This is a genomic window from Asaia bogorensis (assembly GCF_900465345.1).
GTDB classification, from domain to species: Bacteria; Pseudomonadota; Alphaproteobacteria; order Acetobacterales; family Acetobacteraceae; genus Asaia; species Asaia bogorensis_A.
The window spans coordinates 139043-156144 of the sequence record NZ_UEGO01000038.1 but is presented as its reverse complement, the minus strand read 5'-3'; the positions used below and the strand labels follow the sequence as shown (position 1 = coordinate 156144).

The following is a 17102-nucleotide window of genomic DNA, read 5'->3' as shown; positions in this document are numbered from 1 at the left end:
GCCCCACGGGCCGCCACCCCAGCCCCAGCCCCAGCCACCGGTGCCCGGTGAGTAGTTGGTCTCGTTATCGATATAGGCCAGGAAGTCATGGCCGCTGGCCTGATAGGTGCGCGTGGGCACGCCGAAAGTCCGCAACACATCCACATCGCTCTTGCCGATCATGGAATCCAGCACCTTGCGTTGCTGGACGGTCGGAACATCGCATGCCGACAGGGTCAGCAGCGCAGCAAACGACAGAAAAACTGTTTTCTTCATCATCCTGATACCCTTTCCGAAGCTGAAGCCGCCTGCCGGATCAGTTCGAAGCTGGCGCCACTCTAGGCCATGAGAACGATTTTGCCCCTCAAAAAGGTGCATTGCTATCATAAGGTTTAAGAAAACCACACAATGTCACACAAGCGCGGTGCACCGGTTGCCAGCATCACAAGCCGGTCAAACCCCAGCGCAATGCCACTACACGGCGGAAGATCCGCCAGATCAGCCAGAAAAGCCTCGTCGAGCGGCCAGTCCTGATCCGGTGCCAGAGCGATCCGCCGCTCCCTGTCCGCCACAAAGCGCGCACGCTGTTCCACCGGATCGGTCAACTCCTCGAAGGCATTGGCCAACTCGATTCCTGCGGCATAGAGCTCAAAACGCAGCGCCACACGCGGATCTTCCGGGTCACGTCGCGAAAGCGCTGCCTGCGCCGCAGGCCAATGCGTCAGGAAAGTCGGTCGATCACGCCCGATATGCGGCTCGATACGCTCCAGCAGCAGCCGGAAGAAAAGATCCTCCCATGTCTCGCCGGCGCGCAAGACCGTACCAGCCTCCTGCGCCAGACGGGCGGCATCATTGCCAATACCCAGCAGATCGACCCCGACATAGCGCCTGAACGCCTCGGCCATCGTCAGTCGCTCGAAAGGCGCGTCAATTCTGAGCGCGGTATCGCCGCAGGTCAGGGTGGGCGGCAATAAATGCTGCAACAGCGCCTCAGTTTCATCCATCAGGGCGCTGAGCCCCGCCCCGGGCCTGTACCATTCCAGCATGGTGAATTCAGGCGCATGCAAGGCACTTTGCTCGCCATTGCGCCAGACACGCGCGAGCTGGAAAACCGCGAGCCCGGTAGCCGCCACAATGCGCTTCATCGCAAATTCGGGACTGGTGTGCAGGTAGCGCGGCTCCTTAGTGCCATCGGGTCGCTCGAGCTCGGTGCGGAAGCAGCGCAGATGCACCTCCTCACCCGGCACAAGCACCGCGCATGGTGTCTCCACCTCCAGATAATGACGGGCGTCGAAAAAGGCACGCACACCACGTTGCAGCAGGGCACGACGCTGCAAAAGCGGCAGCCTGTCTGAAATTGCGTTTCGTCCCGCCATGATATGCGCTCTCCGGTTGCGAAAACAGTTGTGCCTGAAGTACAGCCCCCTGATGCCAGAAAAGGTCAATCCCCCCGCTGAACCGCGTCATACCGGGCCACGCCCTGTTGTGCGCACGCCATCGCAACTGATTGCGCTTGGACTTGTTCCGCCGGATCAGGCGGTGGCGCTTGAGGCTCTCTCCAGCCAGTTCGCCACAGCCATCCCGCCGGCCTTTCTGGCTCTGATCAACCATCCGGATGATCCGATCGGGCGGCAGGTTGTCCCGACCCCTGCCGAACTTCAGACCGCCCCGTGGGAATTGCATGACCCGATTGGCGATGACGCCCTTTCTCCCGTGCCGGGTATCGTTCATCGCTATGCCGATCGCGCGCTGCTCAAGCCTTTGCTGGTCTGCCCGCTCTATTGCCGGTTCTGTTTCAGGCGCGAGCATGTGGGGCCGGACGGCGGACTCCTCTCAGACGAGGCCCTGAACACGGCACTGAACTGGATTGCCGATCACCCCGCCATCAGCGAGATCATCCTGACGGGTGGGGACCCGCTCATGCTGAGCCCGCGTCGACTGCGCCATATCATCGAGGCGCTGTCGGCCATGCCCCATATCCAGACCATCCGTATCCATAGCCGCGTGCCTGTGGCCGACCCCGCACGGATTACATCGGCCATGCTGGATGCTCTCGAAACCGACCGCGCCCTGTGGATCGTGCTCCATGCCAACCATGCAAGCGAGATGACCCGTGAGGCTCGCGCCGCCATACGGCAGATACAGAGTCGCGCGATACCGGTGCTCAGCCAGTCGGTCCTGCTGCGCGGTGTCAATGACACCGAGGAAGCGCTGGAGGCCCTGCTTCGTGCGTTCGTTACCGCCCGCATCAAGCCCTATTACCTGCATCAGCTCGACCCTGCCCCCGGCACCTCTCATTTCCATGTGCCAATCGATGAGGGACGTGCGCTGCTGGCCCGCCTGCGCGGCCGCGTGACAGGTCTTGCCTGGCCAACCTACGTGCTCGATATCCCGGGCGGTGCGGGCAAGGTGCCGCTGGGGCCAGATTATTACCACCCTGAGACGCAGCCCGGCGCCGTGCAGGACCCGGCGGGCAACACGCACACGCTCCCCGCCATCCCGTCAGAGCGGGGATGAGCCAGAGAACATCTCGCCTATCAGCCCCTTGAGCACCCGCATTGTCAGACGACGAAGTGCGGGAGAGACACGATAGGGCTGCGTCTCGGGATCGGCCATGCGGGTGATCGTTTCTCGCATCGAGGCTGGCAGGGTCGGAAACGGGTCGACCCCTGTCACCCTGACCAGCGTCGCGACAGGAACCTGCGTGCAGGATGGCGAGAGAGTGTTCTTGCACACATAAACCGTCACCACCTGACGGGACGGCAGATAGACCGCCTTCCATGTCGAGGTCGGCACGGGCAGTTCACCGGGTCCGATATGGGCAGGGGTCTGCGTACGATAGGCTGGCCCCGTCACGACATAGGCCTCACCCTCTGAAAGCACGAGCTCGCGCACTTTCTTCTCGACCCCGGCCCAGAGGCCGCGATTGAGGTCAGGTGTCTGCGGCACCATGTTCGCGAGCGAGAATGTCTCCTGCTGTGACGCCCGGCTCGGGGCATCACCGCTCGGCATCATGTGCCCACGGTCGAACCCGGACCGCTGGTAATCGACCAGATGGGCCCTGTCCGCCTCTGGCTGGCGCGTCTCCTCATGGAACTTGCCCTCGCGCAATTGATGCTGGGCATGGCGTATCTCGTCACGCGTAAGGTGCTCTGCCACCCAGACAGGCTCATGCGTGACCCCGGACACGAGAACAGCGAAATCCGTGTTGCACAGGAACGTATTGCGCGTTGTGGGGGCGGGTGCCGTCAGGGTCGGCGCGATTCCACCGGAGAAATCTGCCGCACACGCAACCGTGCCTGGCGTCTGTCCAGCCGAAACCGGAGCCTCGGCATAGGCGCGTGACAGGCCCGCAAAGCCCGAGGCGCCGGAACTACCCCAGAAAACAAGACCCAGCCCGGAGAAGGCAAACACGCTAGAAGATCGAAACCGCATGGCTGCGCTCTAGCTGCCACTTGGCAAATACACAACCAGATCGCACACAGCGCCTCCAGCGCGGCATCCCGGAGGGCAGACCATGCATCTTGCTTGCTCTTGAGCGCCCGCTTCGTTAGAACCCCGCCTTTCACGGCGGCACAGACCCGTCGTATCCACATCACGATTCCCGGGATCTTTCTTCCATGAAGCAGCAGGCAAACCTGATTCGCGCCGGACAGGTTATTGAGCATGACGGTCGTCGCTGGACGGTTCTCAAGCAGCAGATCATCACGCCGGGCAAGGGTGGCGCTTTCATCCAGGTCGAAATGCGCGACCTGAACACAGGCAACAAGACCAATGAGCGCTGGCGCACCGCCGACACCGTCGAGCGCCTGATGACGGAAGACAAGGACTACACCTATTCCTACACGGATGGTGACAACATCGTCCTGATGGACCCGGAAACCTTCGAGCAGGTAATGCTGCACAAGGACATCTTCGGCGACCAGCTGCCCTTCCTGCAGGACAACATGGAACTGAACGTAAAGCTGGTCGAAGGCGACCCGGTTGGCGTTTCCCTGCCGCCGCACGTCACGCTCGAAATCACCGAGGCCGATCCTGTGGTCAAGGGCCAGACGGCCAGCTCGTCCTACAAGCCCGCCATGCTGTCCAATGGCGTCAAGACCATGGTGCCGCCCTTCATCGAAGCCGGCGAGCGCGTGGTTGTCCGCACGGACGACGCCTCCTACGTCGAACGCGCCAAGGCCTGATCACCCTCTGAAACGGGGGCGCAGCCACGCTGCACCCCCGCAAGGCCAAGCCCGCCTTCCGGGCTTGGCCTCAATACGACTACCCTGCTCTTTCACAGTTTCTCATCAGGATTATTGCCATGCGTCTCTCGCCGCATATGACCGTCATGCAGAATGCTGCGCAAAAAGCAGCCAAGCGTCTCCTTCGCGATTTCGCCGAAGTCGAGCAGCTTCAGGTCAGCATCAAGGGCCCCGGTGACTTCGTCTCGCAGGCCGATCTGCGTGCCGAGCAGACAATCCGTGAGGAACTTGCCCGTGCTCGCCCCGGCTATGCCTTCCTGATGGAAGAGAGCGGCAATTCGGGTGGCGAGAACTGGACATGGCGCTGGATCGTCGATCCGCTCGATGGCACATCGAACTTCCTGCATGGCATTCCGCAATGGGCCATTTCCATCGCCCTTCAGCGTCGCCACCCCGATGGCTCGACCGAAATCGCTGCTGCCATGGTCTATAACCCTGCCGCCAATGAGATGTTCTGGGCAGAGAAGGGCATTGGTGCGTTCCTGAACGAGCGTCGTATTCGCGTTTCGGCACGTCGTGACCTGTCCGAATCGCTCATCGCCACCGGCATCCCCTTCGCCAAGACACCGGCCGATCGCCGTCTGCCTTTCGGTCGCACACTGGCGGCACTTATGCCCCATGTCGCAGGTTTCCGTCGCTTCGGTGCCGCAGCGCTCGACCTCGCCTGGGTTGCTGCCGGTCGTTACGAAGCCTTCTGGGAAATCGGCCTCAAGCCCTGGGATTGCGCGGCCGGTCTGCTGATCGTGCGCGAGGCTGGCGGTTACGTGACCGACCCGGAAGGTCTGGAAATCACCGATCTCGACAATGACGTGACGCTGATCGCCGGTAACGGCCACCTGCATGGGCCAATCCGCAAGATCGTGCTCGACGCCCTGACCCGCAAGGCTTGAGTCCTCAACCTGCCCGCGCTCCGGCGCGGGCAGGATACGAAAACCGGTTATTCCGCAAATAAAACCGGATAGCGTGGGAACCATCGGGATAACGAGATCTCATTCCCCATTGCTAGCGCGGGGGGAGCGCGATTAGGATCATCCGGTCATGAAACGGCCGATCCTCCTCTCCCTCCTGTTTTCGGCCGGTCTTCCGGCTGCCCTGCTGACCGCGATGCCTGTACAGGCGCAGGTCACCTCCAATGATGATGCCATCCCCGCGGCCAGGCCTGCGGCGAAATCAGCACCTCAGAAGAACCCCCAGAAAGCCTCCAAAGGCAAGGCCGAGAAGGCAGGCCATAAGGGCGGGCATAAAGCGGATACAAGCTCCGCCACCAAGGGCAAATCTGCCTCGTCCCATCCAGCCACCTCCTCTGCCACCAGCTCGGCACCCAACAGCAATCTGCCCGGCAAGAGTGCACCGGCCACAACACCCCGCGCCCCTGCAGCACAGCGCGTCGGCGCACCACCGGACGTTCCCGCCCAGCCCCCGCGCCCCGTTGTCATCCCGCCGCCAGGCGTGACCGTACCGACCCACCCCCCTGTCCCGCCGGAGGAGGTCAAGCCCGACCCGGCATCGAAGGGCAAGGTCGAGAAGCAGGCAAATGGCCTGCGTGTACTGTTCGATACCAATAGCAGCGGCATGAGTCAGGCCATGATCGATGCCGTGCGCGATGAAGCCAGGGTGCTGGCAGGCAAGCCCACCCTGCGTGTCACGCTCTGGGCCTCGGCCAGCGGCACAAATGAGGATCTCTCTACCCCGCGCCGTATTGCGCTTGCCCGCGCACTTGTCGTGCGCTCCATCCTGATACGCGAAGGCGTGGCCACCACACGCATCTATCCGCGTGCCACCGGTCTGGCGCAGCCCGGCACGGCACCGGCAGACCGTCTCGACATCGTCGCCGAGGGTGCCGTACCGGCCCCGATTTCTGAAGCCCAGTTCGGAACCGCATCAAGGACCCCCACGCCATGACCCGCCCGACCCTTTACCTCCTGCGCATGGGGATCTTTCTGGTCCTCGTCGCTGCCGTGGCCGCCCTGCTCAGCAAGACGCTCTATGCCGCCTTCTTTGCCAATCCGGCGCTGGATGGACTGATTCTCGGTGTGCTGGTCATTGGCATCCTGTGGAATCTGCGCACGGTGCTGCGTCTGATGCCCGAGGTGAAATGGGTCGATCAGCTGCGTGTGAACCGCACCGGCCTCGCCCAGCCCCAGCCCCCTCGCCTGCTTGGCGCGCTGGCGCGTAATCTCGCGGCCCGCACGGCAACAGGTCGGCTGAGCCTGTCGCACCAGTCGGCTCAGGCCACGCTCGACAGTCTTTCGGGCCGCCTTGACGAATCCCGCGATATCTCGCGCTACATGACCAGCCTGCTCATCTATCTGGGCCTGCTTGGCACGTTCTACGGCCTGCTGCTCACGGTCAGCTCCATTGCCGGGGTGATTGGCAGCATGAGTGTGGGCGATGGCAATCTCGACGCCATGTTTGGCCAGCTCAAAACCGGCCTTGCCGAACCTCTCAAGGGCATGTCCACCGCCTTCTCGGGCTCGATGTTCGGTCTCGCCGGAGCGCTCATCCTGGGCTTCCTCGATCTCAATGCCGGTCAGGCCCAGAACCGGTTCTTCAATGAAGTCGAGGAATGGCTGGTCGGTATCACCAAGCAGGGCGGCACCCTGATCGAAGGGGGCGATGCCTCCGTGCCCGCCTATGTGCAGGCTTTGCTGGAACAGACAGCCGAGAATCTCGAAACCCTGCAGAATGTCGTCTCGCGCAGCGAGGAAAGCCGCATGCAGCAACTTCAGGTCATGGACGGGCTGCAGGAGCGCCTCAAGGCCATGACGGACCTGCTCCAGTCGAACCAGAAGATGATGAACCGTGTGGCGGAAGGGCAAGCCCTCCTCGGTCCGTTCCTCAAGCATGTCGGCGAGGCCGCAACACCTGGCACGACAGCCTTTAACGATGCGAAGGACAGCCGCGAGCAATTCAGCCGAATCGAGGGCCATATCGTACGCCTGATCGACGAGCTTCACAGCGGCCGTGCCCAGATGGCTGGCGAGATCCGCAACGATCTTCGCGTTCTGGCGCGCACCATCGCCGCCACCAGCCCCGGCGGATCAACGGTCGTTCCCCCTTCGGCGCAATAAGGCGAGGCGGCTCTCATGGCACGACGCTCAAGACGCAGCTCCCACGGCGGAGAACTCAATGCCTGGCCCGGCTATGTGGACGCCCTCTCCACGCTGCTCATGGTGGTCACCTTCGTTTTGCTGGTTTTTGTGCTGGGCCAGCAATTCCTGTCCGTGGCCCTGAGCAAACGCACCCACTCGCTCGATGCCCTGCGCCAGCAACTCGCTGCCCTGCAACAGACATTGTCGATGACAGAGGCCAAGAACACGCAGCTTAGCTCGATGGTGGCGAGCCTCACGACCGATCGCGACAGTGCCAAGCGTCAGGCTGATGTGCTCACGCAGCAGCTTGCCACGCTGAATGGCACCATCGCCGAAAAGGAGCAGGCGCTCGCCGCTGCCGGTCAGGCCACGCAATCCGATCAGGCCACTATTGCCGAACTCAAATCACAGCTCGAACAGCTCAACCAGCAATTGCTCGCCATTGGCCAGGCGCTAGATATCGCCAAGAAAGATGTCACGGCACGCGACCAGCAGATCACGGATCTAGGCAACAAGCTCAACGTGGCGCTGGCCGACAAGGTCAATCAGCTCAAGCGCTACCGCTCGGAGTTTTTCGGTCGTCTTCGGGACGTCCTGAAAAACCAGAAAGGCGTCGAGATCGTTGGTGACCGTTTTGTTTTCCAGAGCTCCATTCTCTTTCCGCAGGGTAGCGCCGATCTAACGCCAGAGGGTGAAAAGGAAATTGCAGCGCTGGCCCATACCTTCAAGCAGGTCTCAAGCCAGATCCCGGCCGATATCCCCTGGATTCTGCGCGTGGATGGCCATGCCGACAAGCAGCCCATTCATACCGCCTTCCCCAGCAACTGGGAGCTGTCGAGCGCACGTGCGATCACCGTGGTCAAGGTGCTCATCCGCGAGGGCGTGGACCCGCATCATCTCGCAGCGACCGGCTTTTCGGATTATCAGCCGCTCGACCAAGGCAATACGGCAGCCGCCTATACCCGTAACCGCCGCATCGAATTCCGCCTGACGGATCGCTGAAGCCCTCAAAACAGCCCTGAACAGGCAATGAAACGTCAGGGAGAAATCGTATGGCGGCGGTTTCTCCCCAATGACAAGAACGGCGCAATCGCTTATGTATCGCGCCATGACCGGCACGCCCCTCTCCCAGATCCGCAATTTCTCGATCATCGCCCATATCGATCACGGCAAGTCCACGCTGGCTGACCGTTTGATCCAGGCCTGCGGTGCGCTTACGGCACGAGAAATGAAGGAGCAGGTGCTCGACAATATGGAGCTCGAGCAGGAGCGCGGCATCACCATCAAGGCGCAGACCGTGCGCCTGACCTACCCGGCCAAGGATGGCAAGACCTACATCCTGAACCTCATGGACACGCCGGGCCATGTCGATTTTGCCTATGAGGTCAGCCGCTCCCTTGCCGCCTGCGAAGGCTCCATTCTGGTGGTCGATGCCTCGCAGGGCGTCGAGGCCCAGACACTGGCCAATGTCTATCAGGCGATTGACGCCAATCACGAGATCGTCCCTGTTCTGAACAAGGTCGATCTGCCTGCCGCCGATGTCGAGCGCGTGCGCGCCCAGATCGAGGAAGTGGTCGGCATCCCCGCCGATGACGCTGTCGAGGTGTCGGCCAAGACCGGCCTCAACATTGAAGGCGTGCTCGAAGCCCTCGTGACACGTCTGCCCCCACCGAAGGGCGATGCCAGCAAGCCGCTCCAGGCTCTGCTGGTCGATAGCTGGTATGACCCGTATCTCGGCGTCATCATTCTCGTGCGCATCATGGAAGGCACGCTCAAGCGTGGCGACAAGATCCGCATGATGCAGGCTGGCTCGACCTATCACGTCGATCAGGTGGGCGTGTTCCTGCCCAAGATGACCGCAGTCGAAACCCTTGGCCCGGGCGAGATGGGCTATATCAATGCCGCCATCAAGACGGTGGCCGATGTGGCGGTGGGTGATACCGTCACCCTTGATCGTACCCCTGCCGACAAGCCCCTGGCCGGGTTCAAGCCTTCTATCCCTGTGGTGTGGTGCGGTCTCTTCCCCATCGACGCCGATGATTTCGAGAAGCTGCGCGACTCGCTCGCCAAGCTGCGCCTGAACGACGCCTCGTTCCATTTCGAGGCTGAGACTTCGGCGGCCCTTGGCTTCGGCTTCCGCTGTGGCTTCCTTGGTCTGCTGCATCTGGAGATCATCCAGGAGCGCCTGTCGCGCGAGTTCAATCTCGACCTGATCGCAACCGCGCCGTCCGTGGTCTACAAGATGCACCTGACCAACGGGACGCAGGAAGATCTGCATAACCCGGCAGACATGCCTGACCCCGGCAAGATCGAGAAGATCGAGGAGCCGTGGATCAAGGCCACCATTCTGGTGCAGGACGAATATCTCGGCAGCGTGCTCACGCTTTGCAGCGAACGTCGCGGCATCCAGATGGATCTGACCTATGTCGGCAACCGCGCCATGGCTGTCTATCGCCTGCCGCTCAACGAAGTGGTGTTCGATTTCTATGACCGCCTCAAGTCACTGACGCGCGGCTATGCCAGCTTCGACTATCAGATCGATGGCTATGAGGAGAGTGATCTTGTGCGCATCTCCATTCTGGTCAATCAGGAACCCGTCGATGCCCTCGCCTTCGTTGCCCATCGCAGCGTTGCTGAAACGCGTGGCCGTGCCATCTGCGGTAAGCTCAAGGATCTGATCCCCCGCCAGCTCTTCAAGATCGCTATTCAGGCCTCCATCGGCTCACGCATCATCGCGCGTGAGACACTGGGTGCCTTGTCCAAGGACGTGACGGCCAAGTGCTATGGCGGCGATATCTCGCGCAAGCGCAAGCTTCTGGAGAAGCAGAAGGAAGGCAAGAAGCGCATGCGTCAGTTCGGCAAGGTGGAAATCCCGCAGAGCGCCTTCCTCGCCGCGCTGAAAATGGATTGAGACTTCCCTGACCCTTCCCAGGGTTGCCGCAGGAATAACAAGAAAAGAAGGATTTCCCCGATGGCCTCCACTGCTGCGATCGTTTTCGTCAAGAATGATGTTGACGATATCGGCTGGTGGATGGCCCATCATCTGGCGGTCGGCTTCGATGCGCTGATCGTGATTGACGATCATTCCACCGATGGCACATGGGATGTCATTCAGAGCGCAGCGTCTATTTTGCCCGTCGAGCCGCAGCGCACTCGCCCTGATGACAAATCCTCTTACGCCGAGCGTCGATCTGATGCTTACGGCCTTGCCATCGAGTCCTGCCGGAACCGGTTCGACTGGGTGATCTGCCTCGAGAGCGACGAATACGTCTCTCCTGAATCCGCTCCCGATATGAGCAGCTTTCTGTCCCGCTTCGATCAGGCCGACGGCATCTTTCTCAACTGGTCCATTTTCGGCTCCAACGGCCATGTTACCCGCCCGACCGAGTCGCCGACCTCTGCCTATACGCGACGTGCGCCGCTGGAATTCGCAGATCATCGTCCAGGCAAGACATTCATTCGCCCTGACTGCTTCACCGGGCAGTTCATCGATGGTTGTCACTGGGCTATTGCGTCGGAGCGTTATTACCGGGCCGATGGCACCCTGTTCGACCCCGAGGCCCCGGTAAACTGGCAGGGTGCGCGTATCCTGCATTACCTGACGCGCAATCTGACACACTACACCAGCCGCCTTGCCCGACTCCCCGCTTCAGGTCAGGCAACACCCGATTTGTGGTCGCATTTCAACCGCAACGAGGTCGAGGATCTCGAACCCCGGCGTTTCCTGGCAGCTACCCGTGAGTACGCGGCCCGCCTCGGGCGGGTCATGCTCGATACGTTCTATTGGCGCATGCGCAAGGATATTCAGGAGAACAGCCTGAGCTTCATGCCTGACACCTCGCTGAGCATACGCAGCCATCAGAGCATGACCTCGCCACGTCCCTTGCGTTTTGCCTCACTCGTCACATCGGCCGGTGAGACACTGGCTTATGATCCCCTCTCGCATCGCCTGACCTTCCTTCCGGCTGTTGACGTCACGAGTGAGGGGCAGCAGGTCCTGCTCGTCATGGAGCATGTCGAGGCCCGTCAGGATGACGATCTGTCTCAGCCGAATGGCTTCCTTCTTCTGCCCTCCGCCATCGACACAGCCCCTACCGCGCCGGGTGCGTTCCTCACCCACTGGGTGCCCGTCCATTCAGACGCATGCGATGATGACGCGCAGGCAATGACCCTCTTCCTCCCTGCCAGTGCGCAATGGCTCTCGCGTGACGAAACCGGCGCCATAGCGCTCGAGCCGACGGCATCGCTCAGGCTCACCCCCCAGCCCGTGACACCCTCGCAATCTATCCTGTCGCGCATCCGCCCCTTCCTTGCCCTGCGCAGTTATGGCGACACGCTGCATGATTTCTGCCTCGGGCTCGATCTGCTGCGGGCGCCTCAGGCCGATGCCATCGCCTGTGCCATTGCCCACCTGCCCACCTCCAAGCGGGGGCTGCTCCAGACCCGTTATCCCGGCCTGATTCCGCCGTGGCTAGCCCAGGCCTGAGACCGAAACGCGAATCCCGGGCGACCGACCAGCCGGTTTTTTCATCTACCTAACAAAGCCGCCATAAGGCTTCTCAGGAACTCCTTTCTGCCAATCTCGTAATCAACGGATCACCCGGGACAGGGGCGACGTGTGGATTGTTTCATTGCGGGTGCCGGAAAAACGGCCCCTGCAATACGCCCCACTCTCCTCTGTCCCCATTGGCGTCCAGAGGCAGCAGAAAGGCACAGACCGTGGCAGAAACCGGAAACCCCCCGAACCCGCCACGGCGACGCCCTGTGCGCAGAGCGCTTGCCATCATATCGGGCGCACTTGCAGTCATCCTCGTGCTGCTCATTCTGTTGTGGAACTGGGACTGGTTCGTACCCTTGGTCAACCGGCGTGCCAGCGCAGCCCTGCACCGTCCCGTCACCATTGCTCACCTGCATGTCCGACTTGGCCTGACGACAACAGTCGCGGTTGATGACCTTCAGATCCATCAGCCCGAAGGTTTCGAGTCAGAGAAAGAGCTGTTTGCCAGCGCCAAAAAAGCGACGGTAGCCGTCAATGTCTGGCATTACATCACCCATAAAGGGCTTGAGGTGCCTCTGATCGCGCTCGACACGCCCAAGGGCGATATCGTCGCTCTGGCCAACGGGCGCAACAACTATACGTTCACCGATCCGAACGCCAAGCCCGAGCCCGCATCGCCGCAGCAATCCACCCCTCTGCCCAAAATCGGCACGGTAACGATCACCGATGGCGATATCCGCGTCGCCATGGCCAAGTTGAAGACGGATATGCATGTCCTGCTTCATACGACGCCGGCCAAGGGCGATCAGGATGGTACCATCGTCGTCGATCTGAAGGGGCGCTACGCGCAGGCACCGATCTCAGGCCATATCGTGGGTGGCTCGCTCCTGACGCTCACCAATTCCACCCGTCCCTATCCGATCGATGCCCGACTGGAAAACGGACCCACCTACGTCACGCTTCGTGGCTCGGTTGATGACCCCCTGCATTTCAAGGGCACGAAACTCGTCCTGCATTTCGCAGGTCCTGACATGTCGCTGCTTTACGCCCTGACGGGAATTCCCATCCCACAGACGCCGTCTTACAGCATCTCGGGTAATCTCGATTACACGGCAGCCCATATCCGCTTCACCAATTTTGCCGGCAAGATGGGTTCATCGGATATCGGCGGCACGATTGCTGTCGATCCTCAGACCAAGCCCATCACGGTCGATACCAACCTGCATTCGCACAATGTGGATCTGAAGGATCTCGGCGGGTTCATTGGAGCCAAGCCCGGTCATGAAGAGGGCAAGAGGGCTTCGACAAGCGACCGTATCCTTCCCTCGACACCCATCAATGTCCCGAAGCTGAACTCGGTCAATGCGCATCTCGTCTATAAGGGTGACCATATCGAAAACAAGGATATGCCGCTTGACGATATCCTGGCCGATATCGTTGTGCAGGACGGTGCGATCACGATCAACAAGCTCAATTTCGCCGTGGGCAACGGTACATTGGGCCTGTCCGGTGCGCTCGATCCCGCCCCGAATGGCCAGTTCAAGACCCATTTCAAGGTCGACGTATCACGCCTGTCGATCCAGCGTTTGATGAAGGCTACAGAAACCTTCAAGGGTGAGGGCACGCTTGGTGGCCATATCACCCTTGCCGCAACCGGCAACTCCATTGCCTCCCTCCTGGGCCATGGTGATGGTGGCGTCACGCTGGTGGTCGATCATGGTGGTGATGTCTCTGCGCTTCTACCCGACCTCATGGGGCTCAAGGTGGGCAGTGCTATCCTTTCGGCACTCGGCATCCCCCAGCGCTCCGACCTGAAATGTTTCATTGCTGACATGCCGCTGCGTCAGGGTATCCTGAGCACCAACTCCCTGCTGCTCATGACAAACAATACCCGCACGCTGGGTGGCGGAACCGTCAATCTGCGCAACGAGACGCTGGACTATCACGTCACGACCCGCTCGACCTCGTTCAACATCCTCTCGTTCCCCGGACGCGTGAATATCAGCGGCCAGCTCAAGAGCCCCACCATCATGCCGGGGGCCGAAATCATCGGTCGTGCTGCTGCCACGGCTGGGCTGGCCATCGCCTTCCCTCCGGCTGCCCTCCTGCCCACCATCCAGTTCGGTGTCGGCAAGGGCAGTGCGTGTGAGGATGCGCTGGGTCAGGCCAACGCCAACCCGGCTGCCGGGATCAAGCCGGGGAGCACGACTGGCGCTGGCGCCGCAACTGTCCAGCCCAATGCCCCCGCGTCGCAGCCCCAAGGCAAGAAGCTGAGCCGCAAGCAGATCCATTCTGTCTGGAAGGAACGCCTGAAGCAGAACTGAGACAGGAGCGTGATATCGGGCGTCACCCGCATCATCACGATTGATCAACAAGCGCCATCCTGCCAGTCTGCATGGATGGCGCGCAAATCCCTGTTCCTCACCGCTCTGTTATGTCTGGCTGGCTGCGAGGCTCCTGCCACACCTGCCAAGACAGACACCCAGAGCGGCTTGCCACCTGTTATCCTGGTCTCAATCGACGGCTTCAGGCCCGATTATCTTCACCATGCTGACACGCCGGTGCTGGACAGTCTGACGGATGAGGGGGTGTTCGCGCCCATGCGCCCCTCCTTCCCGTCAATCACCTTCCCCAATCACTATACGCTGGCAACTGGATTGCGCCCGGACCATCACGGCGTGGTTGGCAACACCATGACCGACCCGGATATTCCCGGCGAGACCTTCAGTGTGGGGCATCATACCGGCGTCGATGATCCACGCTGGTGGAATAACGGCACACCGGCCTGGGTTACCGCCCAGATGCACGGTCTGATGAGTGCCTCTGTTTTCTGGCCGGGATCGGATGTCCCCATACTCAACACGCGCCCCGAAATCTGGTATCATTTCGACCCCAAGATCACACCGGCAAAACGCGTCGAGACAGTCCTTTCATGGTTCGACCGCCCCGCTGAAAAGCGCCCGGCCCTGTCTTTGCTCTATTTCGATGGGGTCGATCATCACGGCCATGTAGATGGACCCTCTGCGCCCGAAACGAGACAGGCCGTTCATGAAGTCGATAACGCGCTCGGAGTCCTGATCGCTGGCCTGAAACAGCGTCACGTCCAGGCCAATCTCATTATCGTTTCCGATCACGGCATGACGGCGCTCAGCCCCCAACGCGTCATTTCCCTTACCTCTCTTGCGCCGGCACAGGCCATGAACGTGGTGACGGCAGGCCCTTATGCCGGCATCAATCCTGTACCGGGGCATGAACGCGAGCTTGCCCGCGCCCTGTCCGCCCCCCATGAGCATGCAACCTGCTGGCCCAAGGCCCAGATTCCGCCCAGGCTGCATTACGGCACCAATCCACGCGTACCTGCATGGCTCTGCCTGGCTGAAAACGGCTGGACGCTTGCCCGCGATGCCCATGATCATATCTCAAAGGGCGGGCACGGCTACGACAATCAGGCGCCGGACATGCTGGCCACTTTCATCGCAGCAGGCCCGGCCTTCGTTCCGCACAAGACCCTGCCCACCATCGACAATGTCGATGTCTATCCACTGATCATGATGCTTCTTGGCCTGCTGCCCGAAAACAACGACGGCACGCTCACTCCCCTGCAGAGTGGCCTGAGGGACAGTTATCGCGCCATTCAATAACGCCGCCCATCAAACCGCTTTGCGGGTGAGCTTACGGTCTGATGGCCTATCTGTCTGGATGGCATCCCGGCCGTGCGATGAAACAGGACGCGCGGGTTGTGATGCAGGGACCGGTGAGAGACGCCTCATACCCCTTGTCGTCACGCCCTCTGCCCACCTAGAAGAACGCGACGCCCCTTTCCTGCCCGGAGCCCGCCCTACGTGTCTGCCTCTCCCTTTTCCTCCTGGCTGGAACGTCGCTTCAGTATCGGCCAGCGCGGCTCGACCATTCAGCGCGAAGTGCTGGCTGGTCTCACGACATTCGGTGCCATGGCCTATATCATGGCGGTCAACCCTGCCATCATGGCCAATGCCGGGCTTGCCCAGCATGACATGATCATGACCACCATTGCCGCAGCCATCTGCGGCACGCTGCTCATGGCCCTGTTTGCCAATATGCCCATTGCGCTGGCCCCCGCCATGAGCAGCAATGCGATCTTTGCCCAGATCGTTGTCAGACAGATGCATGTCGATGTGCGCACGGCGTTCACCATCGTGCTGCTCGGAGGCGTGGCCTTTACCGCGCTATCCGTCACGAAGCTCCGGCATCGCATTATCCAGGCCTTTCCCGAACCGATCGTGCTCGGCATTCAGGTCGCTATCGGGATCTTCATTGCCCGTCTTGGCATGGTGACAGGTGGGCTTGCCGTCCCGGCAGGCGATGGATTTCATTTTGGTGCCCTCAGCGACCCTTCGGTGCTGCTGACGCTTTTCGGCGTGTTTCTGGCGGGTGTCTTCATGGTAATGCGCGTCCCCGCCGGGATGCTCATCACCATTCTGGCCGTCACCCTTGTCAGCCTGTTCGTGCACAAGAACGGCCATCCTATGGCAAGCCTGCCAGGCCAGGTGGTCGAGTGGCCCCATTATCCCACCCACCTGCTTTTCCCGTTCAACTTCGGAGATTTCTTCTCCCATCTCGAATTGCTGCTGCCCATCACGCTCTATTTCCTGATCAGTGATTTCTTCGATGCGACAGGCACCATGTACAGTGTCGCCAACAGGGCACGTCTGACAAAGCCTGATGGCACCACCCTGCTGGGGCGCGCAGCTTTTGCAGCTGACGGCTCTGCCAGCATCATCGGTTCGGCACTCGGCACCAGCACAGTCTCGGCCTATGTGGAGAGCCTTGTGGGGGTCGAGGCTGGCGGTCGTACAGGGCTGACGGCGCTGGTCGTGGCACTGCTTTTCGCTGCCTCTTCTGTGCTTTGGCCGCTCATCGTCATGATTCCCCCCGAGGCTACCGCACCGGTGCTCATCCTCGTCGGCCTCTCAATGCTTTCTGCTCTGGGGCAGGCCGCCAACCATTCGCAGGAGGCCTTGCTGACGCCGGCCTTCATGCTACTCATTGCCGTGCTCACCGGTAATTTCATGATCAGCCTTGCGCTCGGGCTGCTGTTCTACTCCCTCATGCTCGTCGTCACGCGTCAGTTTGTCCGCCTCACCCCAATGGTGCTCGGGCTCGATGCCGTATTCCTGTTCTATCTCATCCTGATCAGCCGAACGGGACTCGGTCAGGGCTAAATACCAGACCTGATCAGCCATTGGCCTTCAGTCATCACACAGCCCACCCACAGGATGTGCTGTGTGTGCCGTGCTCCTCGCCTTC

13 protein-coding genes and 1 pseudogene are annotated in these 17102 nt (G+C 61.1%); 11 read left to right on the top strand and 3 right to left on the bottom strand.

Annotated elements, in window-relative coordinates; translation table 11 throughout:
• Together ED655_RS14965 and epmA are read right to left on the bottom strand one after the other, a co-directional pair.
• Window positions 1–255 (bottom strand): annotated as a pseudogene (locus ED655_RS14965) (hypothetical protein); the annotation flags it as partial.
• A gap of 116 nt (window positions 256–371) precedes the next feature.
• On the bottom strand, window positions 372–1355 hold the full coding sequence (gene epmA, locus ED655_RS14960; protein ID WP_122050875.1) for an EF-P lysine aminoacylase EpmA: 984 nt from the start codon (window positions 1353–1355) through the stop codon (window positions 372–374).
• A gap of 52 nt (window positions 1356–1407) precedes the next feature.
• On the opposite strand from epmA, the gene ED655_RS14955 reads away from it, so the two are divergent.
• Complete coding sequence (locus ED655_RS14955) at window positions 1408–2496, top strand: lysine-2,3-aminomutase-like protein (protein ID WP_122050874.1); 1089 nt, start codon at window positions 1408–1410, stop codon at window positions 2494–2496.
• Here the strand turns inward: ED655_RS14955 and ED655_RS14950 are convergent.
• Window positions 2482–3414: a DNA/RNA non-specific endonuclease gene (locus ED655_RS14950; RefSeq protein WP_122050872.1), complete on the bottom strand. Its 933-nt coding sequence runs from the start codon at window positions 3412–3414 to the stop codon at window positions 2482–2484. The genes ED655_RS14955 and ED655_RS14950 overlap by 15 nt on opposite strands.
• A gap of 185 nt (window positions 3415–3599) precedes the next feature.
• Between ED655_RS14950 and efp the strand changes: the two genes are divergently transcribed.
• The 10 genes from efp (at window position 3600) to ED655_RS14900 (ending at window position 17017) form a co-directional block, all read left to right on the top strand.
• A complete protein-coding gene (gene efp, locus ED655_RS14945) occupies window positions 3600–4166 on the top strand; it encodes an elongation factor P (RefSeq protein ID WP_023979275.1) in 567 nt (188 codons plus the stop codon).
• Window positions 4167–4285: 119 nt separating this feature from the next.
• Window positions 4286–5116: an inositol monophosphatase family protein gene (locus tag ED655_RS14940; protein WP_122050871.1), complete on the top strand. Its 831-nt coding sequence runs from the start codon at window positions 4286–4288 to the stop codon at window positions 5114–5116.
• A 148-nt stretch (window positions 5117–5264) separates the two neighbouring features.
• The gene (locus ED655_RS14935; RefSeq protein ID WP_122050869.1) at window positions 5265–6128 is read left to right on the top strand and encodes an OmpA family protein; all 864 of its coding nucleotides are present in this window, start codon (window positions 5265–5267) and stop codon (window positions 6126–6128) included.
• Window positions 6125–7297, top strand: coding sequence for a DNA recombination RmuC family protein (locus ED655_RS14930; protein WP_122050867.1), 1173 nt, complete (start codon window positions 6125–6127; stop codon window positions 7295–7297). The genes ED655_RS14935 and ED655_RS14930 overlap by 4 nt, the downstream gene beginning before the upstream one ends.
• A 15-nt stretch (window positions 7298–7312) precedes the next feature.
• The gene (locus ED655_RS14925; RefSeq protein ID WP_122050866.1) at window positions 7313–8320 is read left to right on the top strand and encodes a peptidoglycan -binding protein; all 1008 of its coding nucleotides are present in this window, start codon (window positions 7313–7315) and stop codon (window positions 8318–8320) included.
• A 106-nt stretch (window positions 8321–8426) separates the two neighbouring features.
• Window positions 8427–10229, top strand: coding sequence for a translation elongation factor 4 (gene lepA, locus ED655_RS14920; RefSeq protein WP_023979824.1), 1803 nt, complete (start codon window positions 8427–8429; stop codon window positions 10227–10229).
• A 60-nt stretch (window positions 10230–10289) separates the two neighbouring features.
• On the top strand, window positions 10290–11804 hold the full coding sequence (locus tag ED655_RS14915; RefSeq protein WP_122050864.1) for a glycosyltransferase family 2 protein: 1515 nt from the start codon (window positions 10290–10292) through the stop codon (window positions 11802–11804).
• 278 nt (window positions 11805–12082) lie between these two features.
• On the top strand, window positions 12083–14140 hold the full coding sequence (locus tag ED655_RS14910) for an AsmA family protein (RefSeq protein WP_240993703.1): 2058 nt from the start codon (window positions 12083–12085) through the stop codon (window positions 14138–14140).
• Between the two features lie 75 nt (window positions 14141–14215).
• The gene (locus tag ED655_RS14905; RefSeq protein WP_122050903.1) at window positions 14216–15457 is read left to right on the top strand and encodes an alkaline phosphatase family protein; all 1242 of its coding nucleotides are present in this window, start codon (window positions 14216–14218) and stop codon (window positions 15455–15457) included.
• A 201-nt stretch (window positions 15458–15658) separates the two neighbouring features.
• A complete protein-coding gene (locus ED655_RS14900; RefSeq protein ID WP_122050862.1) occupies window positions 15659–17017 on the top strand; it encodes an NCS2 family permease in 1359 nt (452 codons plus the stop codon).
• Window positions 17018–17102: the final 85 nt, after the last annotated feature.

Excerpts from the sequence above, each read along its gene's own strand:
- epmA (WP_122050875.1), bottom strand. The coding sequence starts at position 1,355 with ATGGCGGGACGAAACGCAATTTCAGACAGGCTGCCGCTTTTGCAGCGT.
- ED655_RS14955 (WP_122050874.1), top strand. The coding sequence starts at position 1,408 with ATGCCAGAAAAGGTCAATCCCCCCGCTGAACCGCGTCATACCGGGCCA.
- ED655_RS14950 (WP_122050872.1), bottom strand. The coding sequence starts at position 3,414 with ATGCGGTTTCGATCTTCTAGCGTGTTTGCCTTCTCCGGGCTGGGTCTT.
- efp (WP_023979275.1), top strand. The coding sequence starts at position 3,600 with ATGAAGCAGCAGGCAAACCTGATTCGCGCCGGACAGGTTATTGAGCAT.
- ED655_RS14940 (WP_122050871.1), top strand. The coding sequence starts at position 4,286 with ATGCGTCTCTCGCCGCATATGACCGTCATGCAGAATGCTGCGCAAAAA.
- ED655_RS14935 (WP_122050869.1), top strand. The coding sequence starts at position 5,265 with ATGAAACGGCCGATCCTCCTCTCCCTCCTGTTTTCGGCCGGTCTTCCG.
- ED655_RS14930 (WP_122050867.1), top strand. The coding sequence starts at position 6,125 with ATGACCCGCCCGACCCTTTACCTCCTGCGCATGGGGATCTTTCTGGTC.
- ED655_RS14925 (WP_122050866.1), top strand. The coding sequence starts at position 7,313 with ATGGCACGACGCTCAAGACGCAGCTCCCACGGCGGAGAACTCAATGCC.
- lepA (WP_023979824.1), top strand. The coding sequence starts at position 8,427 with ATGACCGGCACGCCCCTCTCCCAGATCCGCAATTTCTCGATCATCGCC.
- ED655_RS14915 (WP_122050864.1), top strand. The coding sequence starts at position 10,290 with ATGGCCTCCACTGCTGCGATCGTTTTCGTCAAGAATGATGTTGACGAT.
- ED655_RS14905 (WP_122050903.1), top strand. The coding sequence starts at position 14,216 with ATGGCGCGCAAATCCCTGTTCCTCACCGCTCTGTTATGTCTGGCTGGC.